We start from the raw sequence: 25,520 nt of genomic DNA, 5'->3' as shown, positions 1-25,520 counted from the left end.
ATAACGATGACCGATGTACGTACACCTGCTGCCGAAAATCCCGCTTCTGTCACACAAACCGTAACAACCGGCTGGAGCAAGCACGACACCACCTGGATGCTCGGCCTCTACGGCACCGCCATCGGCGCCGGCACCCTGTTCCTGCCGATCAACGCCGGGGTCGGTGGCTTCTGGCCGTTGATCATACTGGCGCTGCTGGCCTTCCCCATGACCTTCTTCGCCCACCGTGGGCTGACGCGTTTTGTGCTGTCGGGCAAATCCGGCGACATCACTGACGTGGTGGAAGAACATTTCGGCGTCGGTGCCGGCAAGCTGATCACCCTGCTCTACTTCTTCGCCATCTTCCCGATCCTGCTGGTGTACAGCGTCGCGCTGACCAACACCCTCGGCAGTTTCATGGAACACCAACTGCACATGACGCCGCCGCCACGGGCGATCCTGTCCCTGGTGCTGATCCTCGGCCTGATGGCCATCGTGCGTTGCGGCCAAGGCGTGATCGTCAAGGCCATGAGTGTGCTGGTCTACCCGTTTGTCGCCGCCTTGCTGTTGCTGGCACTGAGCCTGATCCCCAACTGGAACGGTGCGTTCTTCGCTTCGGCGAGCGAGGGTATGCCCCTGCCGGCATTCTTCAAGACCCTGTGGCTGGCGATTCCGGTGATGGTGTTTTCGTTTAACCATTCGCCGATCATCTCGGCCTTCGCGGTGGACCAGAAACGCGTGTACGGCGCCCAAGCCGAACGCAAGAGCAGCGGCATCCTGGCCATGGCCCACGGCATGATGGTGCTGACGGTGATGTTCTTCTGCTTCAGCTGCGTGCTGGCACTGTCGCCGGCAGATCTCGCCGCCGCCAAGGCACAGAACATCTCGATCCTGTCCTACCTGGCCAACCACTTCCAGACCCCGGTCATCGCCTATGCGGCGCCGTTGATCGCGCTGGTGGCCATCACCAAATCCTTCCTCGGCCACTACATCGGCGCCAGCGAAGGCTTCCAGGGCCTGATCGTCAAATCCCTGCGCGGACGCAACCGCACCTTGTCGGCGCGCTGGCTGGAGCGTTGCACCGCCGTCTTCATGATCCTCAGTTGCTGGGCCGTCGCCACCTTCAACCCAAGCATCCTGGGCATGATCGAAACCATGGGCGGGCCGATCATCGCGTGCTTGCTGTTCCTGATGCCGATGTACGCGATCCGTCGCGTGCCATCTTTGCGCCAGTATTCGGGCCAGGTATCCAACGTGTTTGTGGTGCTGGTGGGGTTGATTGCGCTGTCTGCGGTCATTTTCTCGCTGGTGCCCTGAAACAGATCACCCTGTAGGAGCGGGCTTGCCCGCGATGGCGGTATGTCAGCCACTGAATGGTTGGCTGATCCACCGCAATCGCGGGCAAGCCCGCTCCTACAGGGGTAACTCATCGTCTGAAAGATTCCTGTACGGCACGCCCCTTGCTGTACACCCACTGAAGGAAAACGGAGCTTGTGACCGGTGGTCAGGCAACACGAACCAATCCCGCTACCGGTCGTCAATCAGTGCATGTTCTTATCAGGCGGTAACGCACCATGGACAATCCTTTTCAGCTCATCACCGACACGTTCACCCCCCAATACCGGGTCAACCTGAGCATCCAGCGCCTGGACGGCAGCATCATGCTGACCCTCTCCGACGACAGCGGCGTGGTTGCCAAACGCATGATCAGCGCCGCACAACGCAACGACCCGCAACGTCTCAAACGCCTGGTGCAAAGCGTGCAATTCGGTATTGCCATTGAACAGGGACACAGCGCCATGGAGATTCTGGCGGTGATGACCGACGGCGAGAGCCACAAACTGTTGCAGCGCCCGCCCGGCAACCGACCGCCGATGACGGCCGGGCTCTGACTCAGGGCTCGGACTTTTCCTTGACCGACGGGTAGCGCGACGAGGCAAAACGCACCACCAGGATGGCGAACGCCAACAACAGAATCCCGCCACACAGGTAGATAATCCCCAGGTCCGGGGCGTTGTGGTGGGATACGTCGCCGATCAGCAAGCGGGTCAACGCGGTGATTGCCACGTAGAGCAGGAAGCGGATGGGCATGTGGTTGGTCTTGAAATAGATCCCCACCATGGCGCCCAGTTCCAGGTAGATAAACAGCAGCAGGATGTCATCCACGCTGATGCCACCTTTTTGCAACATGTCGATAAAGGTCATTATTGCCGCATAGGCGGTGATTGCACCGATACCAAAAAGCGCCAGGTAGTGAAACGCCTCCACCGCCAGATTGCCCAGGGAATCTGCGTTCGCGTGCAAGCTTTTGCGCACTTTGTCGGCCCACTTCATTTCTGTCATTGCTCACCACCACTGTTTAAAAATAGCCAACTTTTTGCCATTGCCTGCGCCAGGCTCCGCCCCGGGTGGATAATGCCCGTTTGGCATGACGATTTCTCTGCATGCAGAAAGAAGGCCAGAGATTGCAGAATGAGATGATGGTGGAATGACAGGAGACACGCATACAGAAAAACACATTAACTCTGAGCATCCGAGAGGCCGACTTATCAGGGATACCGTTGGCGTGCGTGCAAGACCGAAAGCACCCGGATGTAGTCCGTCACCTGATAGACAACCAGATAATTTGGATGAACCACCATCTCCCGCGTGCCGATAACACGTCCGGGTCGGTAAAGATGGGGCCTACGGGATAGAGCCAGTACAGAGGCCTCTATTGCCTGGTTTAGCTCAAGCGCTGCAATTGAATTGCGGTCGCTGATGTAATCAATAATTTGCCTGAGTTGCGCCCGCGCTGCGGGGGCCCACTCAATCAGCATCGCCTTTCTTGCGTTTGGATTCGATCAGTGCGCGCATCTCAGCCATCACCTCATCATGAGGAATACCTGGCCTTGGGTCATCAAGAGCGGCTTGCACCTTGGCGCGAAACCAACGGTCATAGCTGTCGGCCTGCTCTTCAGTATCTGCGGGGGTCGCAGAGGAAAAGGAAGTGTCCATAAAAGCCTCCATTGTCGATGAAGAAGGAGTCTAGTCGTTGGCGTTTTGGCTGTCGTGCTCCAAGCGATGAAGTGAGTAACAGAAAAAATCGAAGCCCCCCGCGACTACTTCCTGGATCGTTCCCGTAAGCGAGGGGACGATCCAGGTTATGGGATTACGCGGGTGCGACCTGCTCCAGCGCTCGGTCCACCAGCAAACCGCTCATCTCCACCAACTGGTGAACCGCCAGCAGCAAGCTGCGCTGTGAGCCATCAAGGTCGAATGCCAGTGTGCTTGCCATTTCACGGGCACTGTTCAAGGTTTCGCTGGCGTTGGCCAATAAGGTTTGCGTATCAGCCCGAGGCGTTACGCTGAAAAGCGTCGCGGACGGTTCCGGAGCAGGTTGAGGCGATTCAGGCCGCAGGTAGTGATCAATGGCCCGATTAGCTGCTGCTTGCAGCCGAGTGTCATTGCGTGAAATATCTGGGGGGTTGGGGGAGTGTTTTTTCATGGTGTAGTTCCTTAGAAAAGAAACCATCACCGCCTGCCGCCAAGCAGGTTGGGTGACGGATTGCACAAGGTTGGCGGACCGGTAAGGAAGCAACCCGGCACCCCGAAGGGTCCATGCGCAACCCGCCATGACATAAGAATGCAAATGCAAAAATGCCTGCAAGCTCATTGAGGGTTGTTGCGCTTTCCTTGCTGGGCCGCCAAGCCCACTCGCTGCCTACGCAGCGCCCGAGGAAGGTAAGCCACCGGACAAATCCAGCGCAACCCCGGCAAGTTGTCAGAAATTTCCGTTGTAGCAAAGCCCCATTTCCCGACTACATTAAAAAGCTGCTACCCAAACCCCATGGATTGGCTTATCCTTTTAGCTGTATATAGATACAGTAGTCGCAATAGACAACTATCGTGAAGGCATGTGAGGTGGTGAATGGCCGTCGAAGTGGTATACCGCAGCAGCCGAGATCTGGAGCGTTTGTTCATGGATAAAGCCGAAGCTGACCGTCATGACAAGATGCTTGAACTCGCTGAGTTGCTGGCAGAAGTGTTGCAAAAAGCCGTGCCGTCCCTGAGCGAGCAGCAGGTGGAGGAAGCCGGGATCTACATGGCGAAGAATCGCGATGTGTTTGCCAAGGCGTTCAAGAGCCAGCCGGATGCGTTGTCCGAATTGCTGAACCCGGCGGCGGAATAAAGCCCGAATTGAACAGGCCCTGAATCGTTGATTCAGGGCCTTTTTAATACCGCAGGAGTAGCCAAGCCACGATAAACCTTAAGTTCCCCCTTTGTTGGAACCGAGCCGTAGGGACTGCCACCCATAGGAGCGTCTTCGCGCAACCGGTGAAAACAGTCTTTGCGAGCGCTCTACAGCGGTCGCAAAAAAGGGGAACCTATGGAAAGCACTGCAATACCAGGCCATGGCGGGTGGCCATCATCTACAGGAAACCATGCGGCTCCCGGGCAAAGCACAACACAGAAGCACCTGGCCTATCCCATAGCCCAGCGAGGCTCATCAGGACCCTCTTTTGATAGCAGGCCTCAAGCAATCAATTATGCTATGGGCAATGACAACCGCAGGTCATTTGCCCTCCCAACTCCAGCCAGCTATGCCTACGACGACGGGACTCCATTGTCCTGGAAACAATCCGGAGCAACCGAGCCGGCGGGTAGTCGCATTAGGCGTCAGTCATTTTCCGCTCCTTCCATGGCATCAAGCGCAAGAAACGCCCCTGACTACGACAATGGCTCTGCTGAATCCGGCTCAGGCGTCAAACCGAAAGATATCTGGGGTGGTTTTTCTCAAGGGGAAAACGGGGACTGCCTTACGATTTCGGGAATCAAGGCGGCAATGATGCGTTTTGGCCAGAAACCAGCTGACGTATTCAAGGAAGTAAAAGAGGTAGGCGACGGTTATGACGTGACGATGCGAGATGGCGTAAAGGTGCATTTATCCAAGGATGAATTGGAGCAGGCGACGGCAAACTCCAAGATCAAAGGTGATGATCCCGAGATGATGAAAGATGCAAACTTTATGTATGCCGTGAGTGCCAAACGGGCACAGATGGAAAATAACGATGGCACGGCGGCACAAAGTTTTACTCAGGCGCTGGAAACGCTTAAAGATGGTGAAGATGGGGACGAAGGCCTCATGCGCCTGGGCCTGAAAGATCATATAAAACAGGGCTCCGTCAGTGACTTGCAAAATGGCGCGATCGGCATAGTGAACAGGGATGTTACTAACCCCGAAGGGGAAACCGGTGGGCATTCGATGGTAGTTGTGAATGGTATTGAAGAGTTGTGGGGCACGCGAAATGGGCTAGTTACCCATGGCGAAGTATTTCTCTTGACCTGACACCCACCTCGCGGCGCTCAAGCCTGTTTCAATAGGTGTCCACGGCACAGGTCCTCGCTTGAAGGGCCTTTTGACAGGCGTTCAAGAGTACAACAGGCGTTCGGCCAGTGCGTCCGCCACCCGTGCAGGCGAGCGTTTTTCGGCCTGGGCATGGCCGAAGATTTCGGTCAGGCGTGTGCCGATGTTCGACAGGTGCGCGGTGATGGTCGCCAGGTCTGCACCGCCGTGCTTGAGGGCAACGTAGATCAGGCCGCCGGAGTTGATCACGTAGTCCGGCGCGTAGAGGATGCCGCGCGCCTCCAACTGGTCGGCCACGGGCAGGTGGGTCAACTGGGCGCTGGCCGAGCCGGCCACGGCGGCGCAGCGCAATTGGGCGACGCTCTGGCGATTGAGGACGCCGCCCAGCCCGCAGGGCGCGAGGATGTCGCACGGGGTGCTGAGCAAGGCGTCGTTGGCAATCGGGTGGGCGCCCAGTTGCTCCATGGCCAGTTGCACTTTGCCAGGGTCGATGTCGCTGACCAGCAATTCGGCACCAGCGGCGTGCAGTTGTTCGGCCAAGGCGTAGCCGACGTTGCCCAGGCCCTGGATTGCCACGCGCAGGCCTTCCAGGTTATCGCTGCCCAGGCGGGCCATGGCGGCGGTGCGGATACCGGCGAATACGCCCATGGCCGCATGCGGTGACGGGTCGCCGGAGGCAGTGGTACTGGTGACGAAACGGGTGTGCTGGGCGATGCAGTCCATGTCGGCCACGGAGGTGCCACTGTCGATGGCAGTGATATAGCGGCCATCGAGTTGCTCGATACACCGGCCAAAGGCTTCGAACAGTGCGGCACGGCTTTGCACATGGGCCGGGCGGACAATCACCGCGTTGCCACCGCCCACCGGCAGGCCCGCCAGCGCGGCCTTGTAGCTCATGCCTTGGGCCAGGCGCGCGGCATCGGCCACGGCGCTTTCGTCGTCGGGGTAGGCCAGGTAGCGACAACCGCCCAGGGCCGGCCCCAGGCGACTGCTATGGATGGCAATGACCGCCTTCAACCCGGTCACCGGGTCAACGCTCAGGTGCAGGGATTCAAGGCGGGTGCTGTGCATGAGAGCAAACATCGTCGTCGAGCTCCCGAATCACTTCTGGTTGTCGCCAAGTATAGGCCGATGGCAAAAGGTTGCTGGAATGCGCGGGAATAAGCAGACGGTAATTACAGGTTTTGCGACATAACCCGGTAGGTGGTTTCTCAAGAAGCTGGACGAAAGTTCTCGGCAAGGCTAAAACGGGACATCCGTCGGAGAACGTCATGAATCCCCGCCAAGCCTTTTTCGAATGTTTGTACCGCTCGCCTCCGGCGCTGTTTGAAGCTGCGTTATGGATCGCTGCCGAGCACGACCCGGCCGTGGTCCCACAAACGATCCTGGCTGACTTCAGCCTGCTGCAACAGCAGGTCAGCCTCGGCATGCCGCTGTTGCCCGCCGATGAACTGGGCCAGCCATTGCTGCGGATGATGAATGAACTGGGGTTCGCCCAGGATGACTTTACCCCCTTGCGCCCCGCCGCCGCGCTGCTGGACAAGGTCTTGCAGCGCCAGCGCGGGCAACCCCTGGCCCTGGGCCTGATTGCCCTGGAGTTGGCGCGGCGCCTGGGGATCCCCATGGTCGGGGTGAACTTTCCGGGGCATTTTCTGCTACGGGTGATCGGTGCCGATCATTTGCTTGACCCCTGTGGCGGGCGGCGGCTGTACCCCAATGACTGCCGCGAACTGCTGCAACGCCAGTACGGTCCCAACCTCAAGTTGCAAGCCAGTCACCTGCATAGCGCCGAACCACGACTGATCCTGCAACGACTGTCGCGCAACCTGCGGCAGTTGCACCTTACCCATGACAATCACCTGGCGGCGCTGATTGACGCTGAACGGGTGGTGGAGCTGGGTAATGCCAATGCTGCCGACTATCTGGCACGGGCCAGCCTGTATAAACATCTGGACTGCCCGAATGCCGAGCGTTTTGACCTTGAGCATGCGCTGTTGCTCAGCGAGGACCCGGTGCAGCGGCTGAGACTGACGGAACGCCTGGGCCACCTGCCACCTGGCGCGGTGGTGCATTGAATGGGGTCGAGCGTTAAACCGCGTCGCCCCCATCGCAGCCTCGCCGTGGCTCGACAGCTCCCACAGGTAGGCAGGGTGCTCCTCAGGTTTTGAGAATATCGCCACGCAGCGAATCTTTTGGCGTCGTGGCCCCGGGCGAACGCACCTGAATGATCAGCAACGCCGCAATCACTGCCGGAATCGCACAGAAGAAGAAAATCTGCTGCACCGGCACCTGCATCGCCAGCAGCATGCTGCCAAACAGCGGCCCCAGGATCGAACCAAAGCGCCCCACGCCCAGGGCCCAGCCGGTGCCGGTAGCCCGCACATGGGCCGGGTAGAAGTTGCTGGCAAACGCATTGAGGGTCAACTGGCCGCCAATGATGCAAAAGCCTGCGGCAAACACAAACGCCACCAGGTAGCGCGGGTTGTCATGGTTGAGCCCCAGCAGGATCGTGCACACCGCGGCGCCGGCCAACACCCCCGAGAGCAGGCGCACTTTGCTTTTCAGGCGGTCGGCAAACCAGGCCATGCCAATCGCGCCCAGGGTGCCCGCGAACAGGAACATCGAGGTCACCAGGTTGGCTTTGTTCAACGTCATGCCACTTTCCAGCAGCAGCGACGGTAACCAGCTGATCATGAAGTACAGCAGGATCAGGCTGACAAAAAAGGTCGACCAGATCAGCAGCGTTGGCCGTGCATAACCGTTGCGAAACAACTCCACCACCGTCAGTTTGCTGCCCTGCTCCTGGCGATTCTGTTCCTCGCTCGCCGCTGGTGCCTGCCAGCCTGGCAGCATGCGCGCCGTGACTTTTTGCAGGCGTGTATAAGGCGGTGCATCGCGTAACAGACGTGGCAGGGATTCAGGCAGCAGCCATGCCAGAAACGGAAACAGCAGCAATGGCGTTACGCCCCCCGCCAGGAATACGGCCTGCCAGCCGAAGCTGTCGATAAAACCCGCCGCGACAAAACCACCCGCCGCACCGCCGAAAGAGAAACCACACGCCGCCAACGTCACCATCAAGGTGCGCATGCGTGGTGGCGAATACTCCGACATCAGGGCCATGGCGCTGGGCATCGCCCCGCCCATGCCTATGCCGCAGATGAACCGCGCGACCATCAGCGTTTCGAGGGAATTGGCGAACACCATCAACACCGTGAGGCAGGCGTAGATCAGCACGCAAGCGAGCAGGATGCGGCGCACACCGAAGCGGTCGGCCAGGGGTGTCACGGCCAGGGAACCCAGGGTCAACCCCAGCAGGTTGGCGCTGAACACCGGGCCAAAGGCGGCTTTTTCCAGGCCCCAGTCCTGGGCCAGCGCCGGGACCACGTAGCCCAGCACCTGGGCGTCGTAGCCATCGGTGACCAGCAACAACGCCAACAACAGGAGAATCAACCACTGGTAGCGCGACACCGGACGGGCGTCGAGTGCCGCGCGAAAGCTGGCAATCTGATTGTGCATCGCAAGGTACCTGTATTGTTTTTATGGGGTATCACTTGTAGGAGCTGGCTTGCCTGCGATGGCGGTGTATCAGTCATAGGAATATTGACTGACACACCGCCATCGCAGGCAAGCCAGCTCCTACATTGATCTAGGGGGTGTCAGGTTGGTTGGCGGGGTGGGCCTGGATGAATGCAGGGTGTTTGGCCGCCAATGCGGCGACCCGCAGGATTCGTGGGTAGCCATCCAGTGCCACCTTGAAGCGCTCTGCCGCATACAACTGCGGAATCAGGAATGTATCCGCCATCCCCGGCTGCTCGCCGAAGCAGTAACCCTGGTCGCCGATCAATTGCTCCACCGCGCCCAGGCCCTGACTGATCCAGTGCCCGATCCACTCCAGCAACTGCGCCTCGTCATGCCCCCACTGGCGCAGCAGGTTCTGGGTACTGGAGTTGTGCAGCGGGTGAATGTCACAGCCGATGATCGACGCCACCGCGCGCTCGTGGGCGCGCATCGCCAAGTCCTTGGCGAGCAGCGGTACCTGTGGATAACGTTCGTCCAGGTACTCGATGATCGCCGGCGACTGGATCAACAGTTCGCCCTCGTCGGTACGCAAGGCCGGCACCCGGCCCTGCGGGTTGATCGCCAGGTACTCGGGCTGGCGGTTGGCGCCACCCTTGGGCACCAGCAGGTTGACCGGCAGCGCGGTGAAGCCCAGACCCTTGAGCGCCAGGGCGATGCGCACCCGGTAGGACGCCGTGGAACGGTAGTAGGTATAGAGTTCCATGCCCCTGCCCTCTTAGCGCGCCGCGACCACGGTGCCACGGCATTCGCCGAAGCCGATGGAGGCAAATCCATCACGCTGGCAGCGGGCACGCAGGATGATTTCGTCGCCGTCTTCAAGAAACTTGCGCACCTCACCGGAGGCCAGTTCGATTGGTTTTTTCCCGCCTTCGGTGATTTCCAGCAGGCTGCCGAACTGGCCTGCCGCTGGGCCCGACAAGGTGCCCGAACCAAACAGGTCGCCGGCCTGCAACTGGCAGCCGTTGACGCTGTGGTGCGCCACCATTTGCGCCACGGTCCAGTACATGTGCTGGGTGTTGCTCAGGGTCAGGCGATGGGCTGGCAGGTTCTGCTCGCGCATCGCGGCGGTGGTCAGCAGCACTTCCAGTTCGATGTCAAAACCGCCGCCGGCTTGATCGCGCTTGTCCAGCAGGTACGGCAGCGGTTGTGGGTCGCCGGCCGGGCGGGCGGGCTGGGCCTTGCGGAACGGCTCCAGGGCTTCGGCGGTGACCACCCACGGCGAAATGCTGGTGATAAAGCTTTTTGACAGGAACGGCCCCAGCGGCTGGTATTCCCAGGCCTGGATGTCCCGGGCCGACCAGTCGTTGAGCAGGCAGAAACCGGCGATGTGATCGGCCGCATCACCAATGGCAATCGAGTCGCCCATGGCATTGCCCTGGCCAATCCAGATCCCCAGTTCCAGCTCATAGTCCAGCCGCGCGCAAGGGCCGAAAGTCGGTTCGGTCTGGCCGGCTGGCAGGGTTTGCCCCTTGGGCCGGCGTACGTCGGTGCCGGACGGGCGAATCGTCGAAGCCCGGCCGTGATAACCGATCGGCACGTACTTGTAGTTGGGCAGCAACGGGTTGTCGGGGCGGAACAGTTTGCCGACGTTTTGCGCGTGCTCGATGCCGACATAGAAGTCGGTGTAATCATTGATTTTCGCTGGCAGGTGCATCTGGCAATCGGCAGCCAGTGGCAGCACCTGGGCGCCCAGGCCTTGCAGTTGCGCTTGCTGGCGGCTGCCCTCGGCGAGCAGTTCCAGCAGGCGGGCCCGCAGGGCAACCCGTGGGGCACGGCCCAGTTCGAAGAAGGCGTTCAATTGACCGTCCGCCATGGCGTCGACGGCGCGGCGGGCATCCCCGTCAAACAGCTCACGGGCCGCTTGCAGATCAAAAATATGCTCGCCAATCGCCACGCCACTGCGCGGTGCCGAACCGTTGAGGCTGAAGATGCCCAGGGGCAGGTTCTGCAGGGGGAAATCCGTGTGACCGTTGGCCGAGGCCACCCAACTACGGGTGAGAGTGGACTGAGTCATGGTTTATCTCCGATTCGGGTTGAAGGTTGCCGGCAACGTGGCCCAGCAAGCGTCGTAAGTGTTTTGCAGTTGCGGGCAGTCCAGGGCAAAGCGGGTCGGGCGCAGCACCTGGCTGGTCTCGAACATGAAGGCCATGGTGTTATCGATCTTGTGCGGCGCCAGGTCCGCGGCGATGGCCTTGGTACAGGTCTCGCCATCCGGGCCGTGGGCGCTCATGCAACTGTGCAGCGACGCGCCACCCGGCAGGAAGCCTTCGGCCTTGGCATCGTAGGCGCCCTGGATCAGGCCCATGTATTCGTTCATCAGGTTGCGGTGGAACCACGGTGGACGGAAGGTGTTCTCGGCCACCATCCAGCGCGGCGGGAAGATCACGAAGTCGAGGTTGGCCAGGCCATGGACGCTGGTGGGCGAGGTCAATACGGTAAAGATCGACGGGTCCGGGTGATCGAAACTCACCGTACCGATGGTGTTGAAGCGGCGCAGGTCGTATTTGTACGGCACGTTGTTGCCGTGCCAGGCCACCACGTTCAGCGGCGAATGGTCCAGGGTGCAGCCCCACAGCTCGCCGAGGAATTTCTGCACCAGGGGTGTGGGTTGCGAGAGGTCTTCGTAGTGGGCAACCGGGGTCAGGAAGTCCCGCGGGTTGGCCAGGCCATTGCTGCCGATCGGCCCCAGGTCGGGCAGGCGCAGCGGTGCGCCGTGGTTTTCGGCAACGTAGCCGCGCGCCTGGGCATCCAGCAGCTCGATGCGGAACTTCAGGCCCCGCGGCAGCACGACGATTTCCAGCGGCTCGACCTCCAGCACGCCCAACTCGGTGGCAATGCGCAGGCGACCTTGCTCGGGAACAATCAACAGTTCGCCATCGGCATTAAAGAACACTCGCTCCATGGAGCGGTTAGCGCAGTAGTGATAGATGCTGATGCCGGAAGGTTTTTCAGCACCGGCGTTGGCCACCATGCCCACCAGCCCATCGATAAAGTCGGTAGGTTCTGCGGGAATATCCAGCGGGTTCCAACGCAGGCGGTTGGGCGTCACCTCACCCAGCGGGCCACCGGCCAACTGCCGCTTCTGCTTGATAAACGCCGGGTGATTGGCCGACGGCTGGATGCGGTACATCCAGGTGCGCCGGGCTTCGCTGCGCGCCATAGTGAAGGCAGTGCCGGAGAACAGTTCGGTGTACAGCCCGTAGGGCGCTTTTTGCGGGGAGTTCTGGCCGACAGGCAGGGCGCCAGGCAAGGCTTCGCTGGCGAATTCATTGCCAAAGCCCGATTGGTATTCGAGGGTCATGGATCGTCCTCAGTAGGGAAGTTGTTTTTATCGTAATCCAGTTACGCATAACGTAATTTGCTCCGTATCCACCGTCAAGCTATAAAGACCGCCATTCGTCTTTCGGACACACGCACTCCATGGAAAAGCCGCCCGCCCCCCGCGACACAAGCAAACAGAAAGTCCGTTCGGCCGAGGTCGGAACCGATATCCTCAAGGCCCTGGCTGAACTGTCGCCGGCCACGTCCCTGTCGCGCCTGGCCGAACATGTGCAGATGCCAGCCAGCAAGGTCCACCGCTACTTGCAGGCCCTGATTGCCTCGGGGTTTGCCGAACAGAACACTGCCACCAACCATTACGGCCTGGGCCGCGAGGCCTTGCGCGTGGGGCTCGCGGCGCTGGGCAGCATGGACGTGTTGAAAGTCGCCACCCTGCCCCTGGCGCAGTTGCGCGATGAGTTGAATGAAACCTGCTTTCTCGCGGTGTGGGGCAACCATGGCGCGACCGTGGTGCATATCGAACCGGCGGTGCGCGCGGTCACGGTGGTGACGCAACTGGGGTCGGTGCTGCCGCTACTCAGCTCATCCACGGGGCTGGTGTTCAGTGCTTTCTTGCCCGAGCGGGAAACCGTCGACCTGCGCAAACTGGAAATCCAGGCCGGCACCGCCCATGCACTGGCGGACAATCAGGCGCATGCGCAAACGTGCGAGCAGATTCGCCAGCGCGGCCTGCACTTTGTCCATGGCTTGCTGATGCCTGGGGTCGATGCGCTATCGGCGCCGGTATTTAATGCGATGGGGCACGTGGTGGCGGTGATGACCGTGGTGGGGCCGACGTCGTTATTCCATGCCGATGAAGATGGGCCGGCAGCCAGGCAATTGCTTGCCGCGAGCCAGGCGGTGAGTTGGCGCATGGGCTATCAGCCCTGACAGAAACGCGGGCCAATGTGGGAGCGGGCTTGCTCGCGAAGGCGGTGGATCAGTCAAGGCATGCGCTGAATGACACACCGCCTTCGCGAGCAAGCCCGCTCCCACATTTTGATCTGCGTTGCCTGGAATAATCAGGCCATCAGGCCCAGTGTCTTGGCCTTGGCCACTGCCTGGGTACGGCGCTCCACCCCCAACTTGCTGTGGATCCGCCGTGCATGGGTCTTCACGGTGTGCAGCGAGATAAACAACAGATCGGCAATTTCCAGGTTGGAATTGCCCAGCGCAATCAGTTGCAACACCTCCAACTCCCGTTGGCTCAGCGGGTTTTCTCCAGGTGCCGCCACCGTCTCCTGAGGTTCAAGCCCCAGCTCACTGAGCAGCCCAGGTTGGCGCAGGCGCAGTTCACGCACCGCCTGCTGCACCTGGCAGCGCGCCGCCAGGGCCAGGCCGCTTTGCAGCGAGCGCACCGCCAAGGCCCGCTCCCCCAGTTGCCAGGCCACCTCGCCCAACACCAACTGCAACTCCACTTCCAGGCACTGCATGCCACGTTCGCGAGCGGTGTCCAGCAAGGCCGTAAGCCGAAGGATCGGTTGATCAGCCTGGCGCAGCTTCACCTGAGCCAGCACCAATAGGTATTCCAGCCTGGGGATCAGCTCCAGGGTCGCCGGCGGCGCCTGTTTCGCCTGGGGGCCATGGAAGTGGCGCAGCACTCGGCTGACGGCTTCCAGGGTCAGTTCGGCGCGCCCCTGCTGCAACCAGAAATGCCCGCTGAGCAACAGCAACACGGCCCGGTAGACCGTGTCGGGAACATGCCGGCGCTGCATCAGGCGCTCGGCGTCGCGCAACTGGATAAATGCCTGGGCATAGTCGCCGCGGTTGGCCGCCAGCATCGACAACCCGAGAAACCCATAGAGCACGCGCTTGTCCTGGCTGTGCAGGCACATGCCCAGGCCGGCTTCGAGGCACTCGATGGCCAGGGCGTCGTGCCCCTGGCGCAATGCCAGGTGTCCACGCCGCAGGGCGATCCGGCCCATCAGCGGCCCGGCCTTGAGACGCTGCTGGAGCAGCATCGCCTGCACGCCTTCCAGCAGGCTCTGGGCCCGATACGGGGCGCCCCGCTGCTCCAGCAATTGCGCATGATCAAGTTCCAGCACCGCCTCCAGCAGCAGTGAACCATGGGCCCGCGCCAGGCACAGCGCCTCGCGGTTCAGGGCCTGTGCCACGTCCAGTTCGCCGCGCAACAACGCTTGCTGGGTCAACCCGGACAGACACATCAGGCGCGATGTCCAGGCGCTGTCCGGCAGATCATTCAAGGCATCGAGAAAGTGCGCCCGCGCCCGCGCCGCTTCGCCTCCCAGGTGCAACAGCCAACCCCACTGCGCCTGCCAGCGCGCCAGCAAATGCCGTTGCAAGGCGGCCGTGGGTTGCGGGGTGAAACGCGCCAGTTGATCAATGCATTGCGCAGCCTGGTCGAAACGCCCGGCAAACAGCAAGGCAGCCGTGACCAGCCCCACCAGTTGCGCCGAGCCGAGCATCAACTCATCGCCGTGTTGCTCATGCAGGCGTAACAGCAGCACCGCATTCTGCTGGCGGAACAGGTCTTCGAAACTGAAGTGCTCCAACAGGCTGACCGCCACTTCGTATTCCTCAGCCAACAGCGCCTGCTCAAACGCCGCCTGCCAATCCTGCGCGGCGGTGAACCATTGGCAGGCGCGCCGGTGCCAGGAGCGCCGGGCCGGCCAGGGTTCGTCGCGCAGCAGTTGGGCCAGGGGGGTGAAGACTTGCAGCCAGTCCGGCGAATCTTCCCAGGGCTCGATAAACGCACCCAGGGCCTGAAGATCACGCAGGTAGTCGGCTCCATCGCCAAACCCGAACAAGTGCTCGCACAATCCCGGGTTGAAACGCGGCAGGTGCGCCAGGACACGCCAAACTTCCTCCAGCTCGCTGGGCAACGTGCTGAACAGTTCGTGTTGCAGGTAGTCGAGCAAGGTCTGCGAACGACCATGCCAGGCGCCGCTGTCGGGATGGCTGTCGCCTTCAAGCAGGGCGATACGCACGCCGGCACACCAACCGGCGCTGAATTGCAGGACCTTGTCGGCGGTCTGCCCGGCACCGGCGTGATGCTCGATCAATTGCAGGACCTCTTGCTGATCGAACGCCAATTCCGTAGTACCGCACTCCCACAGTTCATCATCGAGCAACAGCCGCGGCCAATTGCAGGCAGGTCGGCGCCGCGCGCCCAGCCACCAGATCAAGGCCGGGCTGCTGGCCGCCAACACGCGATCGAGCAAGGCATCCAAGGCCGGCGCCGCCACCCGGCAATAGTCATCGAGAAACAGCCAGGCCGGCGCTTGCCAGCGGCTCAGGTCCAGCAACAGGCTGGCTTCGTCGACAAACGCCAGCCCTAGGCTTTGTGCCAGGCGCTGGCAAAAATCCAGCGGCTCCAGGGCGGCGCCATTGAGTGGCAACCAATACACCTGGCAGTTTGCCGGGGCCTGCAGGGCGCATTCGGCCAACAAGGCGCTCTTGCCACTGCCGGCCGGCGCGCACAGCAATTTCACCCGCGCCTCGGCATGGAGCAACGGCTCGGCCAGGCGTGGGCGCAGCAAATGGTGGCAAGACAAACGCGGCATGAATCCAGGGCGATCCAGGCGACGGGTCATGGCGGTCATTCCAGCGTCCCTTTTTTATTGTTATGCGGCGTGCGGTCTACCGTAGTCCTGTCAATGGGCGTTGTTGAAGAAGTATTCAGCGGGCTGATTGCCGGACATAAAAAAGCCGGGTTTCAAATGAAACCCGGCACAAAATCTGAATACTGAAACATGGCCAAGTGTGGGAGCAGGCCCGCTCCCACATTTTGATCGCGTTGCAATCGGATAGATCAGCGCACGCCCGAGGCCCGCAGGGCTGCCGGGGTGTAGTCCGCTGCCTTGGCTTTGAAGCCAACCACGAAGCTGCTCTTCTCCTCGTTCTTCATGCCCAGGGCGATGTAGCGCCCGGCGATGATGTCGTACAGGGTCTCGACGGTGTAGGCGGGGATCTGGTTGTTGTAGTAGAACTGCGCATGCCCTTCGGCCACGCGCCACAGTTGGCCACGACCGTCATAGTGGTCGGCCAGCGCCACCTGCCAGCTGTCTTCGTCGATGTACATGTGGCGCTTGGCGTAGATGTGCCGTTCGTTTGGCTTGACCGTGCCGATCACTTCCCACACCCGGTGCAACTCGTAGCGGGTCAGGTCCTGGTTGATGTGGCCGGCCTTGATGATGTCGTCGTACTTGAGCGACGGCGAGTCGAGCTTGTAGGCGTTGTAGGGAATGTACATTTCCTTCTTGCCCACCAGCTTCCAGTCGTAGCGGTCTGGCGCGCCGGAGAACATGTCGAAGTTATCCGAGGTACGCAGGCCGTCGGACGCGGTGCCCGGCCCATCGTAGGCCACTTGCGGCGCACGCCGTACGCGGCGCTGCCCGGCGTTGTAGATCCAGGCCAGGCGCGGTTCCTTCACCTGGTCGAGGGTTTCGTGCACCAGCAGTACGTTACCCGCCAGGCGCGCGGGGGCGGTGACCGACTGCTTGAAGAAGGTCAGCACGTTGGCACCCTTGGCCGGGTCCATGTCCGGGATCAATTGCGGCACCGCCAACTCTTCCTCGAAGCGGATCGGCGTGTAGCTGCCGTTGGTCTGCGGGGTGGCCTGGGTGATGATGCGCCGCAGGTTGCCACCGTGGTAACGGGTGATGTGGTTCCACAACACCTCGACGCCAGTCTTCGGGATCGGGAAGGCGTAGTAACGGTTGCCGGTGAAGTTCTCCAGGCCGTTGCCGTCGTTGATCGACTTGACGTTGAGTGCGCTGCGCTTGATCGATTCGTAGATATCCTCGGGCAGGTTGACCGTACGGTGAGTGGTGTAGACCGGGATCTTGTAGGTCTCAGGGTAACGCTTGAACATCGCCACCTGCCCATCCGACAGCTTGTCCTTGTACTTGTCGACGGTGGCGGCAGTGATCACGAACAGCGGTTTTTCATTGGCAAACGGGTCGGCCAAAAAGCCCTTGCTGTCCACCGCCCCGGCGTTTTTCGGGATGCCACCGGTCCAGGCCGGAATCGAACCATCGGCATTACCGGCCTTCTGCGCGCCCATCGGGGTCAAGGTGCTCCCCAGCTTGGCAGCTTCTTCCGGTGACACGGCGGCCATCACGTTGGCGGCCAACAGGCTGAGGGCCAGCACACCGCACTGCAAAATCATCTTACGCATGGTTGTTGTCCTTGTTCTTTTTAAGCCGAATCAGAAGTTCACGCCGAAGCTGAGGGCGAGGAAGTCGCGGTCGGTCAGGGTGTTGTAGTCACCGCCAAAAAAGTCGGTGTAGCTCAGGCTCGCGGTGTAGGTGTTGCGGTAGTCCGCATCGACCCCGACGCTGAGCGCCTTGGCCCCTTCGTTGAACAGGCCGTTGGGGCCGTAGCCCTTGACGTCATGGGACCAGGACAGGTTGGGCTTGAAGTTGATCCCGGCGATCACGTTGTTGTAGTCCAGGATCGCCCTGGCGCGATAACCCCAGGACGTCGCCGTGACGAAGCCATCGGTATCACCACCAAAGCCGTATTGGCCGTAGACCGAATCGCGGCCGTAGCGCAGTTTGGTTTTGTTCTCCAGCCCGCCGACCCGCACGATGGCCGCCTCGCCCACCACGGTCAGGCGTTCGGCGCCCAGTACCTGGTCGAAGAATTGGGTCATGGTGGTCTGGAACTGGGTGATTTCCTTGCGCCGGTAGCCCGTATTGTCGGCACCGAATGAGCTTTTGATCGGCGAGGCGGCGTTGCCGGCAATCGGGTTGACCAAGGCCAGGGTCAGGTCCGTGGTGTTGAGTTGCACGGGGGCGTTGGGGCGGTAGCTGATTTCCCCGGTCCAGGCCGTGCCGGTGGGCAGGGTCGTGGAGAAGCTGGCGCCGTACAGGCGAATGTCTTCCGGGTAATCCAGGTAGTACTGGCCGCGTCCGAGCATCACGCTCTGCGCCAGGCCGGCGCCGCTGCCGGGGGCAATGCCGTTGGCCGCGTTGATAATATTGCCGATGGTCGCAAGGTTAGTGTTGGCCGTGAGGGTGCCCACGGTCGGCGTGCGGCTGTGGTAGTTCATGAAGTACAGGCCGTACTCGGTGTCATCGCCAAGCCAGCGCAAGGCCATGCCGAACTGCCCGGAATCCCGCGCGTCACGGTCGGCGGCGCGGCGCACGATCACCCCTTCATTGGTCACGCCAAAACCCTGGCCGAACGCGGCGGCCACCGGTTGCAGCGGACGGATCGCCGGGCTGCCAACGGTGTAGTTGTCGGTGCAACCATCGGCCGCCACGTCACCCCCAAAGAAGGTGCCGCAGTTGTCCAGCACCGTCTGGTCCCATTCCAACTGGTAGAAACCTTCCACGGTCAGTTGGTTGGTCAGGCCCTGGGACGCGAACAGCATGTTGACTGGAATCAGGCCCTCCTTGATCTCGGCGCCCGGCCGGCGGAAGGCCGAGACGTCGATGGGGTTGATGCTGTTGATGGAGTTGCCGATGAAGGTACTTTCGCCCCAACTGACCACCTGTTTACCGGCGCGCACGGTGCCCGGCAGGTCCCCCAGGGAATAGTTGTGATAGACGAAGGCATCGAGGATCTGCGCACCGCTGGATTTGGAGCCTTCCTTGCGGTTGTGGTCACTGATGGGCTTGAACTCGCGGTCTTCGTCCTTGAGCTCGAAGTCGTACCAGTATTTGCCCCGCACAAATACACCGGTGTCGCCGTACTTGAGCTCCAGGTCGTGCAGGCCCTTGAAGATTTTCGAGAACGTCTCGCCCTTCTTGAAGTTCTGGCGCCCATCATCCCCAGTGGAAGCCTGGCCACTGCCGCCATTGACCGTGCCCACCAGCTTGCGGTCGGCATCGCGCATGCCCCAGCTGGCACCGACCGACAGCGACGAGTCGAATTGCCCTTCGATCTCGCCGATGTTGAATGAAACAGCCTGCGCCTGGACGCAGCAACCCAAAGCAACCGCAGCGGCCAGCGCCTGTGGCCTGAAGATGGCGCGCATTGTTGTTTTTGTCATGCGTCTTCCTAGGGTGGTGTGACAGAAGGCCCCACCCTACTGCCCGCCATCAGGAGCGATAAGCGCACCAAGGAGGTATTCGTTTTGTCGCTCGAAAGGATTAACACAGGCTCTAGCGTGGGTATTGGCGGGCCTATCGACGCAGTGGATGAAGCGCTATCAAGAGAATGGATAACCCCCTCCCTCTCCCGCCCCCTGTAGGAGCGAGCTTGCTCGCGAAGAACTTGAGGACGCCGCGTTAAACCAGACAAAACGCGTCATCGTTAACGTTTTTCGCGAGCAAGCTCGCTCCTACAGGGGGCTGGCACTGTTGTTGTTTTGGTAACAGTCCTTGTCCTGAATCAGTATTTTTCATTCCGTTACAAGGGACTATTCTTACCGAACTTTCAGAACAAACCATGTGTTTCCTGGAAGCCAGTCTTCAACAGATTGAAGCGTATTTTCAGTCTGTTACCCGTGTTCACTGACGTTGATTTGTAGCTCCTTGATCCAACGTCTTACTTCGGCCGCTGCTAATGCAGCGGCCTTTTTTATGCCTGAAACAAAACGGGGCGCCATCAGCGCCCCGCAGGATTGAATGTTTTTCAGGTAACGATCACAGGCTGTATTTCTGCAGGTTGTCCATCATCTCCTTCAAGGCTTCGATGTTGTCCTTGGGGTGGGCCGCCCCTTCAAAGTCACAAATCTGCTGCCAGTGCGCCGCCACGTCATCTGGCGAGAAACCAGCCTCGGGGTCAAAACCTACGCCCAGGCTGCGTTCCCAGCGGGTCTTGCCGATCCAACCGCCGCCCACTTCAAACAACCCGGAAGTTTCCTGGCACGCCTCGCTGCCCAGGAACACCACCAGCGGGCTGACCAACTCGGGCTTGAGGCGTTCGAACACCTGTGGCGGGATCAGGCCTTCGGTCATGCGCGTACCGCCAGTGGGCGCGATGGCATTGACCAGGATGTTGTTCTTGCGCCCTTCCAGCGCCAGGGTGCGGGTCAGGCCATACAGGCCAAGCTTGGCCATGCCGTAGTTGGACTGGCCGAAGTTGCCGTAGATGCCGGAAGTGGACGCCGTGAAGATCACCCGGCCGTAGCCTTGCTCGCGCATATGCGGCCAGGCGGCGCGGGTCACTTTGTAGGCACCTTCGACGTGCACCCGGTAAACCAGGTCCCAGTCGCCGTCTTCCATTTTATGGAAGGTCTTGTCGCGCAAGATCCCGGCGTTGTTCACCACCACGTCGATGCGGCCAAACACATCGAGGGCGTGTTGCACGATCTTTTCGCCGTCGGTCACCGAATCATGGTTGGCCTCGGCAATCCCGCCGGCCTCGCGAATCTCGGCCACCACACGGTCGGCGGCCGACGCATTGGCGCCTTCGCCCTGAGTCGAGCCACCAAGGTCGTTGACCAATACTTTGGCCCCGTGCCTGGCGAACAGCAGCGCATGGGCACGACCCAAACCGCCACCGGCACCGGTGACGATCACGACTTTATCTTGGAACTGCACAGACTCACTCATAGGGAACTCCAGCAATGACAGTGGACGATGGGCTGAGTGTCGGGCACGGGGCTTCTGGTCACAATAAATACGGGCGGGGGTGAATGGTGCGCAATAAGGTACGGGGATGATCGGCTCGTGTAGGAGCTGGCTTATGTGAGAGCTGGCTTGCCTGCTCCCACACAAGCCAGTTCCCATAGGCGATCCTGGTTGTTTTCAATGCCCTCGCGAAATGCCAGGTAATGCTTGAGCACCTGCACCGGCGCTTCGACCTGCGGGTAATGGCCGATATTGGGCAGCAATACCGTGTCGGCATCCGCTATCAGCTCGCGATAACGCGCGACCATATGCCCGCCGGAAATCGGGTCGACTTCGCCATCGATCACCCGCAACGGCACCTCGCCACGTTGCATGGCCGCCACCCAGCGCTCGCGTTGTTGACGGCGCTGGGGGATGTAGGCGATGAGTTTGTGCAATATCCGCGGGCCACCGTTGTTTTCGATCAGGCTCCAGAAATCATCCAGGGCACTTTCACTGGGGCGGGTCGCCGGGCCGAAGATCTGCTTGAAGCTGTCGGCCAGGGCGTTGCGCCCAAAGGCGCGGCCGATCATCCACCCCAAGGGGCTGAGCAACAGTTTTTGCACCAGCGCCGCACGATGGGTCTCGGGGAACAACCCGCCATTGAGAAATACACAACTGGCCAGTTGGAACCTGCCCTCGTAGTGCCGGGCGAGCAGTTCCTGGGCCACACTGTCGCCGTAGTCATGGGCCATGACATGCACCGGCTGCCGCACCCGCAAATGGGCCAGCAGGGCCTGTTGCAGGTCAGCCTGTTCCAGCAGGCAATAGGTGTGGTCCAGGGGCTTGGCCGAGTCACCGAAGCCGAGCATGTCGCAGGCGATCACCTGGTTGCGCTGGGCCAGGGGTTGCCAGAGGTAATGCCAATCCCAACTGGCACTGGGGAAGCCGTGGATCAGCAGCAATGGCTCGCCCTGCCCGGCCACCCAATAACGGATGGTCTGCCCGCGAAAGACAAAGCTCTGCCCGCACTTGCGCCAGGCACTCAGGGGAATCTCTGTCAGCGGCATCAGAGTCGGTATCCAGGGTCTTGTTGGTCGAGCTTGCGCAACAGCGCCGGCCAGGCCAGCGCGCCGCCCATGCCTTGGGCGCTCTTGGTCACGCCGGCAATCATCGCCTTGGCACCCGCGAGAATCTGCGGCTCGATGGCGATCAATTCGGCTCCGCCGTTTTGCGCCAGCACCTGGATATCGCAAGCGCGCTGGAAGGTGAACATCATCAGGAACGTATCGGCGATGGTCGCGCCACAGGTCAGCAAGCCATGGTTGTGCAGCATCAGGAAATTGTTCGGCCCCAGGTCGGCTTGCAGGCGGGCCTTTTCCTCGTGGTTCAACGCCACGCCTTCATAGCCGTGATAGGCCAGGCTGGACAGCACAAACAGCGACTGCTGGCTGATGGGCAATACACCTTGCTTCTGCGCCGAGACGGCCACACCGGCGGCGGTATGGGTGTGCAGCACGCAGACCACATCGTGTCGCACTTCGTGTACCGCACTGTGGATGGTGTAGCCCGCCGGGTTGATTTCGTAGGGGCTGGCCATCAGTTTGTTGCCGGCCTGGTCGACCTTGACCAGGCTGGAGGCGGTGATTTCGTGGAACATCAGCCCGAACGGGTTGATCAGGAAGTCTTCGGTGCCCGGCACCTTGGCCGAGATGTGGGTGAAAATCAGATCATCCCAGCCATGCAGGGCCACCAGGCGATAGCAGGCTGCCAGGTCGACACGGGTCTGCCATTCGGCAGCGCTGACCTGGTCTTTTACACTCTGTGTCGATTGAACGGGGGCTAGGCTCACGGCAATGACCTCGACGCTGTGGTGTTCTTATTATTTTGGGGTGAAGGGCCAGTCTAGTCAGACCTCGGGCAAGCCGTAGTTGCGTTGGCAGCCAGCTTGATGACCGAGCGGGTCAACCGTGAGGATAGTTCGGATTCGTACAATGTGGCGTCAGAGAAGCGACGCCAATAAGGTGCGGCAACCACTTGAGCAACACCCCGCCGAGCATGACGAAGGACGTGGTGTTGCTACGTGAGTTCCCGATCAGCCGCGCAGGGCCGTGACCAGCTCTGCCAGCCAGGGCTCGGCGTCCGCTTCGGGGGTGACGCTTTCGCTGGCATCCAGGCGCAGCATCGGCAGCACTTCGCGCACGCCCAGCTCGCCAAACAGCTCGCGCATTTGCTCGCCGCCACCGCAGAAGGTGTCGCCGTAGCTGGCGTCGCCCAGGCCGATCACCGCCCCCGGCAATCCGCGCCAGGCGCCTGGCAATTGATCGCGGATGGTCGAATACAACGGCATCAGATTGTCCGGCAACTCACCCATGCCGGTGGTGGAGGTGACGGCCAGGAAGGCATCCGGGGCGAAGGCCTGTACATCGGCCAGGGTCGCCCGCGGGTTATGCCAGGCCTCGAAACCGGCGGCCTTGAGTATCTCCAGGGCGTGGCGGGCGACTTCTTCTGCGGTGCCATAGACCGAGCCGGAAAGGATGGCGACTTTCATCAATCTGATCCTGTAGTTGAGTGAAAGCCTGGGATATTAACAGCTTCACACTATTGAACAGCAGCCAGTGGACAGCTTGGCGGGGTGTCTTACACTGCCAGGTCCACAAACAAGCAATGGATCGCTCGATGATTAACGCCAAGCTGATGCAAATGGTGGTCAACGCCTCCAACGACGGGATCGTCGTGGCAGAAAGGGAAGGCAAGGACAAGCCACTGATTTACGTGAACCCGGCCTTCGAACGCCTGACTGGCTACGCCCTGGACGACATCCTTTATCAGGATTGCCGCTTCCTGCAATCGGGCGACCGCGACCAGCCGGCCCTGATGGCCATTCGCGAAGCCCTGGACAGTGGCGGCGCGTGCCGGGAAATCCTGCGCAACTACCGCAAGGACGGTACGCACTTCTGGAATGAACTGTCACTTTCGACGGTTTACAACAGTGCCGACAAGCAAACCTACTTCGTCGGCGTACAAAAAGATGTCACGACTCAGGTCAAGGCCCAGCAGCGTGTAACCCAGCTGGAAGCCCAGGTGGCCGAGCTTACGGCGCAGTTGGCAGCGCTCCGGGCGACGAGCGGATCTAACAAACTTTAGAAAATGCGGTCTTTAGGGTGATAATCGCTTTTACCACGCCTTTTCTTGAGCCAGATCAATGCAACGCGACGCGCTTTTGACGCAGGACGAGCTGGACTTCATCCAGAACATGCACCACAACCCGCAACTGAATGTGCGGGATGTGACGTCGAGCCTGACGGTCAACGGCGGCGCGCAGATCCGCGACCTGCTCACGCGGCTTGCGGCCCATGAGCATGTGACGATCCAGGCGCAATTCGATAACCAGCAAATGACCTTTCCACTGCAACTGGTGGAAGACGAGTTCCATGCCCTGCACTTGCGTCTTGGGGTGCCGAGCATTTTCGAGGACGGGCCGATGATCCGGCCCTGGCGCCTGGTGCTCGAAGAGCCGGTCGCCCTGGAAAACGTCAGGGGCCAGCCGGGTGCGTTGTGGGTGCATGAAGTGTCGTTCAAGGGCCTGCTGGTGCAGTCCCGGGGCCGCAGCAAACCACCACGCACCTTCTCGATGTGGTTCAGCCCGTCGGGCTACGAGCGGATTGCGGTGCGTGGCACACTGGAGCGCGAGACCGCTCGCGGCCTGTTTGCCTACCGCTTGAACCAGACCGATGTGGATGAAACCGAACGCCTGCGCCAGTTCATCCTGCAACAGCATCGCCTGGCCCACCCCGAAGTGCATGCCTGATTTCAGGTATCCAGGGTTCCACCGAGAAACTGTTGCAAGCGCCGCTGCATCAACCGTCCTTCATTGCCCAGGCAACCTATTGCGCTGCCGGCCAGTTGCTGCTCGGCCATGTCCGCGGCATCACCGGCCAGCAGCAGCGGGCATTCCAGGGTCAGGGCCAACCGTTCCAGGCGCTTGGGCAGTTCCTGGGTCGGTGAACGGTTAGAGAACAGCACCAGCGCCTGCGGGCGCGTCTTCTCGCAGATCAGCGTCAACTCATCGAGGGGCTGGCCCACGCTCAGCACATGAACCGCCAGTTCATCACCACTGAACATGAGCCCTGCGACCAGTAATTCCAGCTCTCGGCATTCACCGGCAATGGCTGCCAGCAATACCTGCGGTGTGCGGCCTGCGCGGGTCACTTGCAGGCGCTGGGAAACCCGCGCGCGCAGGAAGCTGTCGAAAAACAGCCATTCGCTGGCTTGGCCGAAACGCCCCTGATGCCGCAACAACTGATGCCAAAGGGGCATCAGGATGTCCTGGAACACCACCGCAGCGGGGTACGCCGCAAAAATCTGGCCGTAGAGGCGTTCCAGTTGCAAGTCATCAAAAACGCCGATGGCGAGTTGCAACTGCTGCTGCCACTGCGTCCATTCGTGCTCATCGCTGCCACCCTGCAACTGGCGCAGGGAAGAGGCCTGCGCATCGTCGCGCGCGAGAATCTTGCCAACTTTGCTGACAGCCACACCACGCTCGATCCAATCCATAACTCGATGAACGGTCTCGATGTCCTTCTGTGTGTACAGGCGGTGCCCACTTTCGGTGCGTACCGGCTGGATCAAACCATAACGCCGCTCCCACGCCCGCAGGGTGACCGGGTTGATACCTGTCAATCTTGCGACTTCACGAATCGGGAACAACTCATCGGTAACGGACGGGTCGCCTTGTTCAAGACCGTGGGAGGGTGCTGTGATTACAGACATCAATGAACCAAAAATTTATGCATAGTTGGATCCCATTTAACGCTTATCTACCTGTCTTT

At 60.8% G+C, this 25,520-nt stretch carries 25 protein-coding genes; 8 read left to right on the top strand and 17 right to left on the bottom strand.

Going from position 1 to position 25,520, the window contains the following annotated elements:
- Positions 1-6: 6 nt before the first annotated feature.
- Together KL786_RS10120 and KL786_RS10115 are read left to right on the top strand one after the other, a co-directional pair.
- Entirely contained in the window at positions 7-1,296 is a 1,290-nt protein-coding gene (locus tag KL786_RS10120) for a serine/threonine transporter (protein WP_215517525.1), read from the top strand.
- A 257-nt stretch (positions 1,297-1,553) separates the two neighbouring features.
- Complete coding sequence (locus KL786_RS10115; RefSeq protein WP_215517524.1) at positions 1,554-1,871, top strand: DUF3509 domain-containing protein; 318 nt, start codon at positions 1,554-1,556, stop codon at positions 1,869-1,871.
- Between the two features lies 1 nt (position 1,872).
- Here the strand turns inward: KL786_RS10115 and KL786_RS10110 are convergent, their stop codons facing one another.
- The 4 genes from KL786_RS10110 to KL786_RS10095 form a co-directional block, all read right to left on the bottom strand.
- Positions 1,873-2,322 (bottom strand): phosphate-starvation-inducible protein PsiE, encoded by a 450-nt coding sequence (locus KL786_RS10110; RefSeq protein ID WP_154841150.1) that lies wholly within the window; start codon positions 2,320-2,322, stop codon positions 1,873-1,875.
- A gap of 206 nt (positions 2,323-2,528) precedes the next feature.
- Positions 2,529-2,798, bottom strand: coding sequence for a type II toxin-antitoxin system RelE/ParE family toxin (locus tag KL786_RS10105; RefSeq protein ID WP_215517523.1), 270 nt, complete (start codon positions 2,796-2,798; stop codon positions 2,529-2,531).
- On the bottom strand, positions 2,788-2,976 hold the full coding sequence (gene relB, locus KL786_RS10100; protein ID WP_076962803.1) for a type II toxin-antitoxin system RelB family antitoxin: 189 nt from the start codon (positions 2,974-2,976) through the stop codon (positions 2,788-2,790). The genes KL786_RS10105 and relB overlap by 11 nt, the downstream gene beginning before the upstream one ends.
- 154 nt (positions 2,977-3,130) lie before the next feature.
- Complete coding sequence (locus tag KL786_RS10095; RefSeq protein ID WP_215517522.1) at positions 3,131-3,466, bottom strand: DUF6124 family protein; 336 nt, start codon at positions 3,464-3,466, stop codon at positions 3,131-3,133.
- 423 nt (positions 3,467-3,889) lie between these two features.
- Between KL786_RS10095 and KL786_RS10090 the strand changes: the two genes are divergently transcribed.
- Together KL786_RS10090 and KL786_RS10085 are read left to right on the top strand one after the other, a co-directional pair.
- Positions 3,890-4,150 (top strand): YebG family protein, encoded by a 261-nt coding sequence (locus KL786_RS10090; RefSeq protein WP_003188807.1) that lies wholly within the window; start codon positions 3,890-3,892, stop codon positions 4,148-4,150.
- A 198-nt stretch (positions 4,151-4,348) separates the two neighbouring features.
- The gene (locus tag KL786_RS10085; RefSeq protein ID WP_215517521.1) at positions 4,349-5,308 is read left to right on the top strand and encodes a hypothetical protein; all 960 of its coding nucleotides are present in this window, start codon (positions 4,349-4,351) and stop codon (positions 5,306-5,308) included.
- Positions 5,309-5,389: 81 nt separating this feature from the next.
- On the opposite strand, the gene KL786_RS10080 is transcribed toward KL786_RS10085, so the two are convergent.
- Positions 5,390-6,409, bottom strand: coding sequence for a Leu/Phe/Val dehydrogenase (locus KL786_RS10080; protein ID WP_215517520.1), 1,020 nt, complete (start codon positions 6,407-6,409; stop codon positions 5,390-5,392).
- A 188-nt stretch (positions 6,410-6,597) separates the two neighbouring features.
- Here KL786_RS10080 and KL786_RS10075 point away from each other — a divergent pair, with 188 nt between their 5' ends.
- Entirely contained in the window at positions 6,598-7,401 is an 804-nt protein-coding gene (locus KL786_RS10075; RefSeq protein WP_215517519.1) for a SirB1 family protein, read from the top strand.
- An 82-nt stretch (positions 7,402-7,483) separates the two neighbouring features.
- On the opposite strand, the gene KL786_RS10070 is transcribed toward KL786_RS10075, so the two are convergent.
- From KL786_RS10070 to hmgA, 4 genes are all read right to left on the bottom strand, one after another.
- Positions 7,484-8,842, bottom strand: a complete 1,359-nt coding sequence (locus KL786_RS10070) for an MFS transporter (protein ID WP_215517518.1) — start codon at positions 8,840-8,842, stop codon at positions 7,484-7,486.
- A gap of 130 nt (positions 8,843-8,972) precedes the next feature.
- The gene (gene maiA, locus KL786_RS10065) at positions 8,973-9,608 is read right to left on the bottom strand and encodes a maleylacetoacetate isomerase (RefSeq protein ID WP_032857679.1); all 636 of its coding nucleotides are present in this window, start codon (positions 9,606-9,608) and stop codon (positions 8,973-8,975) included.
- Between the two features lie 12 nt (positions 9,609-9,620).
- Positions 9,621-10,919 (bottom strand): fumarylacetoacetase, encoded by a 1,299-nt coding sequence (gene fahA / locus KL786_RS10060; RefSeq protein ID WP_154843361.1) that lies wholly within the window; start codon positions 10,917-10,919, stop codon positions 9,621-9,623.
- 3 nt (positions 10,920-10,922) lie between these two features.
- Positions 10,923-12,206, bottom strand: coding sequence for a homogentisate 1,2-dioxygenase (gene hmgA / locus KL786_RS10055; RefSeq protein ID WP_215517517.1), 1,284 nt, complete (start codon positions 12,204-12,206; stop codon positions 10,923-10,925).
- A gap of 119 nt (positions 12,207-12,325) precedes the next feature.
- Here hmgA and KL786_RS10050 point away from each other — a divergent pair, with 119 nt between their 5' ends.
- Positions 12,326-13,114 (top strand): IclR family transcriptional regulator, encoded by a 789-nt coding sequence (locus KL786_RS10050; RefSeq protein WP_215517516.1) that lies wholly within the window; start codon positions 12,326-12,328, stop codon positions 13,112-13,114.
- Between the two features lie 131 nt (positions 13,115-13,245).
- On the opposite strand, the gene KL786_RS10045 is transcribed toward KL786_RS10050, so the two are convergent.
- The 7 genes from KL786_RS10045 to KL786_RS10015 all read right to left on the bottom strand — a co-directional run bounded on the left by KL786_RS10045 (position 13,246) and on the right by KL786_RS10015 (position 23,239).
- Positions 13,246-15,786 (bottom strand): LuxR C-terminal-related transcriptional regulator, encoded by a 2,541-nt coding sequence (locus tag KL786_RS10045; protein ID WP_215517515.1) that lies wholly within the window; start codon positions 15,784-15,786, stop codon positions 13,246-13,248.
- Positions 15,787-15,995: 209 nt separating this feature from the next.
- Positions 15,996-17,363, bottom strand: a complete 1,368-nt coding sequence (locus KL786_RS10040) for a DUF1329 domain-containing protein (RefSeq protein WP_215517514.1) — start codon at positions 17,361-17,363, stop codon at positions 15,996-15,998.
- A 30-nt stretch (positions 17,364-17,393) separates the two neighbouring features.
- Positions 17,394-19,184 (bottom strand): DUF1302 domain-containing protein, encoded by a 1,791-nt coding sequence (locus tag KL786_RS10035; RefSeq protein WP_215517513.1) that lies wholly within the window; start codon positions 19,182-19,184, stop codon positions 17,394-17,396.
- A gap of 595 nt (positions 19,185-19,779) precedes the next feature.
- Positions 19,780-20,691, bottom strand: a complete 912-nt coding sequence (locus KL786_RS10030; protein WP_065944289.1) for an SDR family oxidoreductase — start codon at positions 20,689-20,691, stop codon at positions 19,780-19,782.
- A 131-nt stretch (positions 20,692-20,822) separates the two neighbouring features.
- The gene (locus KL786_RS10025) at positions 20,823-21,758 is read right to left on the bottom strand and encodes an alpha/beta fold hydrolase (RefSeq protein WP_215517512.1); all 936 of its coding nucleotides are present in this window, start codon (positions 21,756-21,758) and stop codon (positions 20,823-20,825) included.
- On the bottom strand, positions 21,758-22,540 hold the full coding sequence (locus KL786_RS10020) for a class II aldolase/adducin family protein (RefSeq protein WP_215517511.1): 783 nt from the start codon (positions 22,538-22,540) through the stop codon (positions 21,758-21,760). Before KL786_RS10020 ends, KL786_RS10025 begins: the two co-directional genes overlap by 1 nt.
- Positions 22,541-22,783: 243 nt before the next feature.
- Positions 22,784-23,239 (bottom strand): flavodoxin, encoded by a 456-nt coding sequence (locus KL786_RS10015; protein ID WP_215517510.1) that lies wholly within the window; start codon positions 23,237-23,239, stop codon positions 22,784-22,786.
- 128 nt (positions 23,240-23,367) lie between these two features.
- Between KL786_RS10015 and KL786_RS10010 the strand changes: the two genes are divergently transcribed.
- Together KL786_RS10010 and KL786_RS10005 are read left to right on the top strand one after the other, a co-directional pair.
- Complete coding sequence (locus tag KL786_RS10010; RefSeq protein ID WP_215517509.1) at positions 23,368-23,835, top strand: PAS domain-containing protein; 468 nt, start codon at positions 23,368-23,370, stop codon at positions 23,833-23,835.
- A 58-nt stretch (positions 23,836-23,893) separates the two neighbouring features.
- On the top strand, positions 23,894-24,499 hold the full coding sequence (locus KL786_RS10005) for a hypothetical protein (protein ID WP_215517508.1): 606 nt from the start codon (positions 23,894-23,896) through the stop codon (positions 24,497-24,499).
- A gap of 2 nt (positions 24,500-24,501) precedes the next feature.
- Here the strand turns inward: KL786_RS10005 and KL786_RS10000 are convergent, their stop codons facing one another.
- A complete protein-coding gene (locus tag KL786_RS10000) occupies positions 24,502-25,461 on the bottom strand; it encodes a MerR family transcriptional regulator (RefSeq protein WP_215517507.1) in 960 nt (319 codons plus the stop codon).
- Positions 25,462-25,520 lie beyond the last annotated feature (59 nt).

Origin of the sequence: Pseudomonas sp. TAE6080 (genome assembly GCF_018732265.1) — a bacterium.
Classification (GTDB): Bacteria; Pseudomonadota; Gammaproteobacteria; order Pseudomonadales; family Pseudomonadaceae; genus Aquipseudomonas; species Aquipseudomonas brenneri.
The sequence above is the reverse complement of the archived record's forward strand: the minus strand, read 5'-3'. Positions and strand labels throughout refer to the sequence as shown.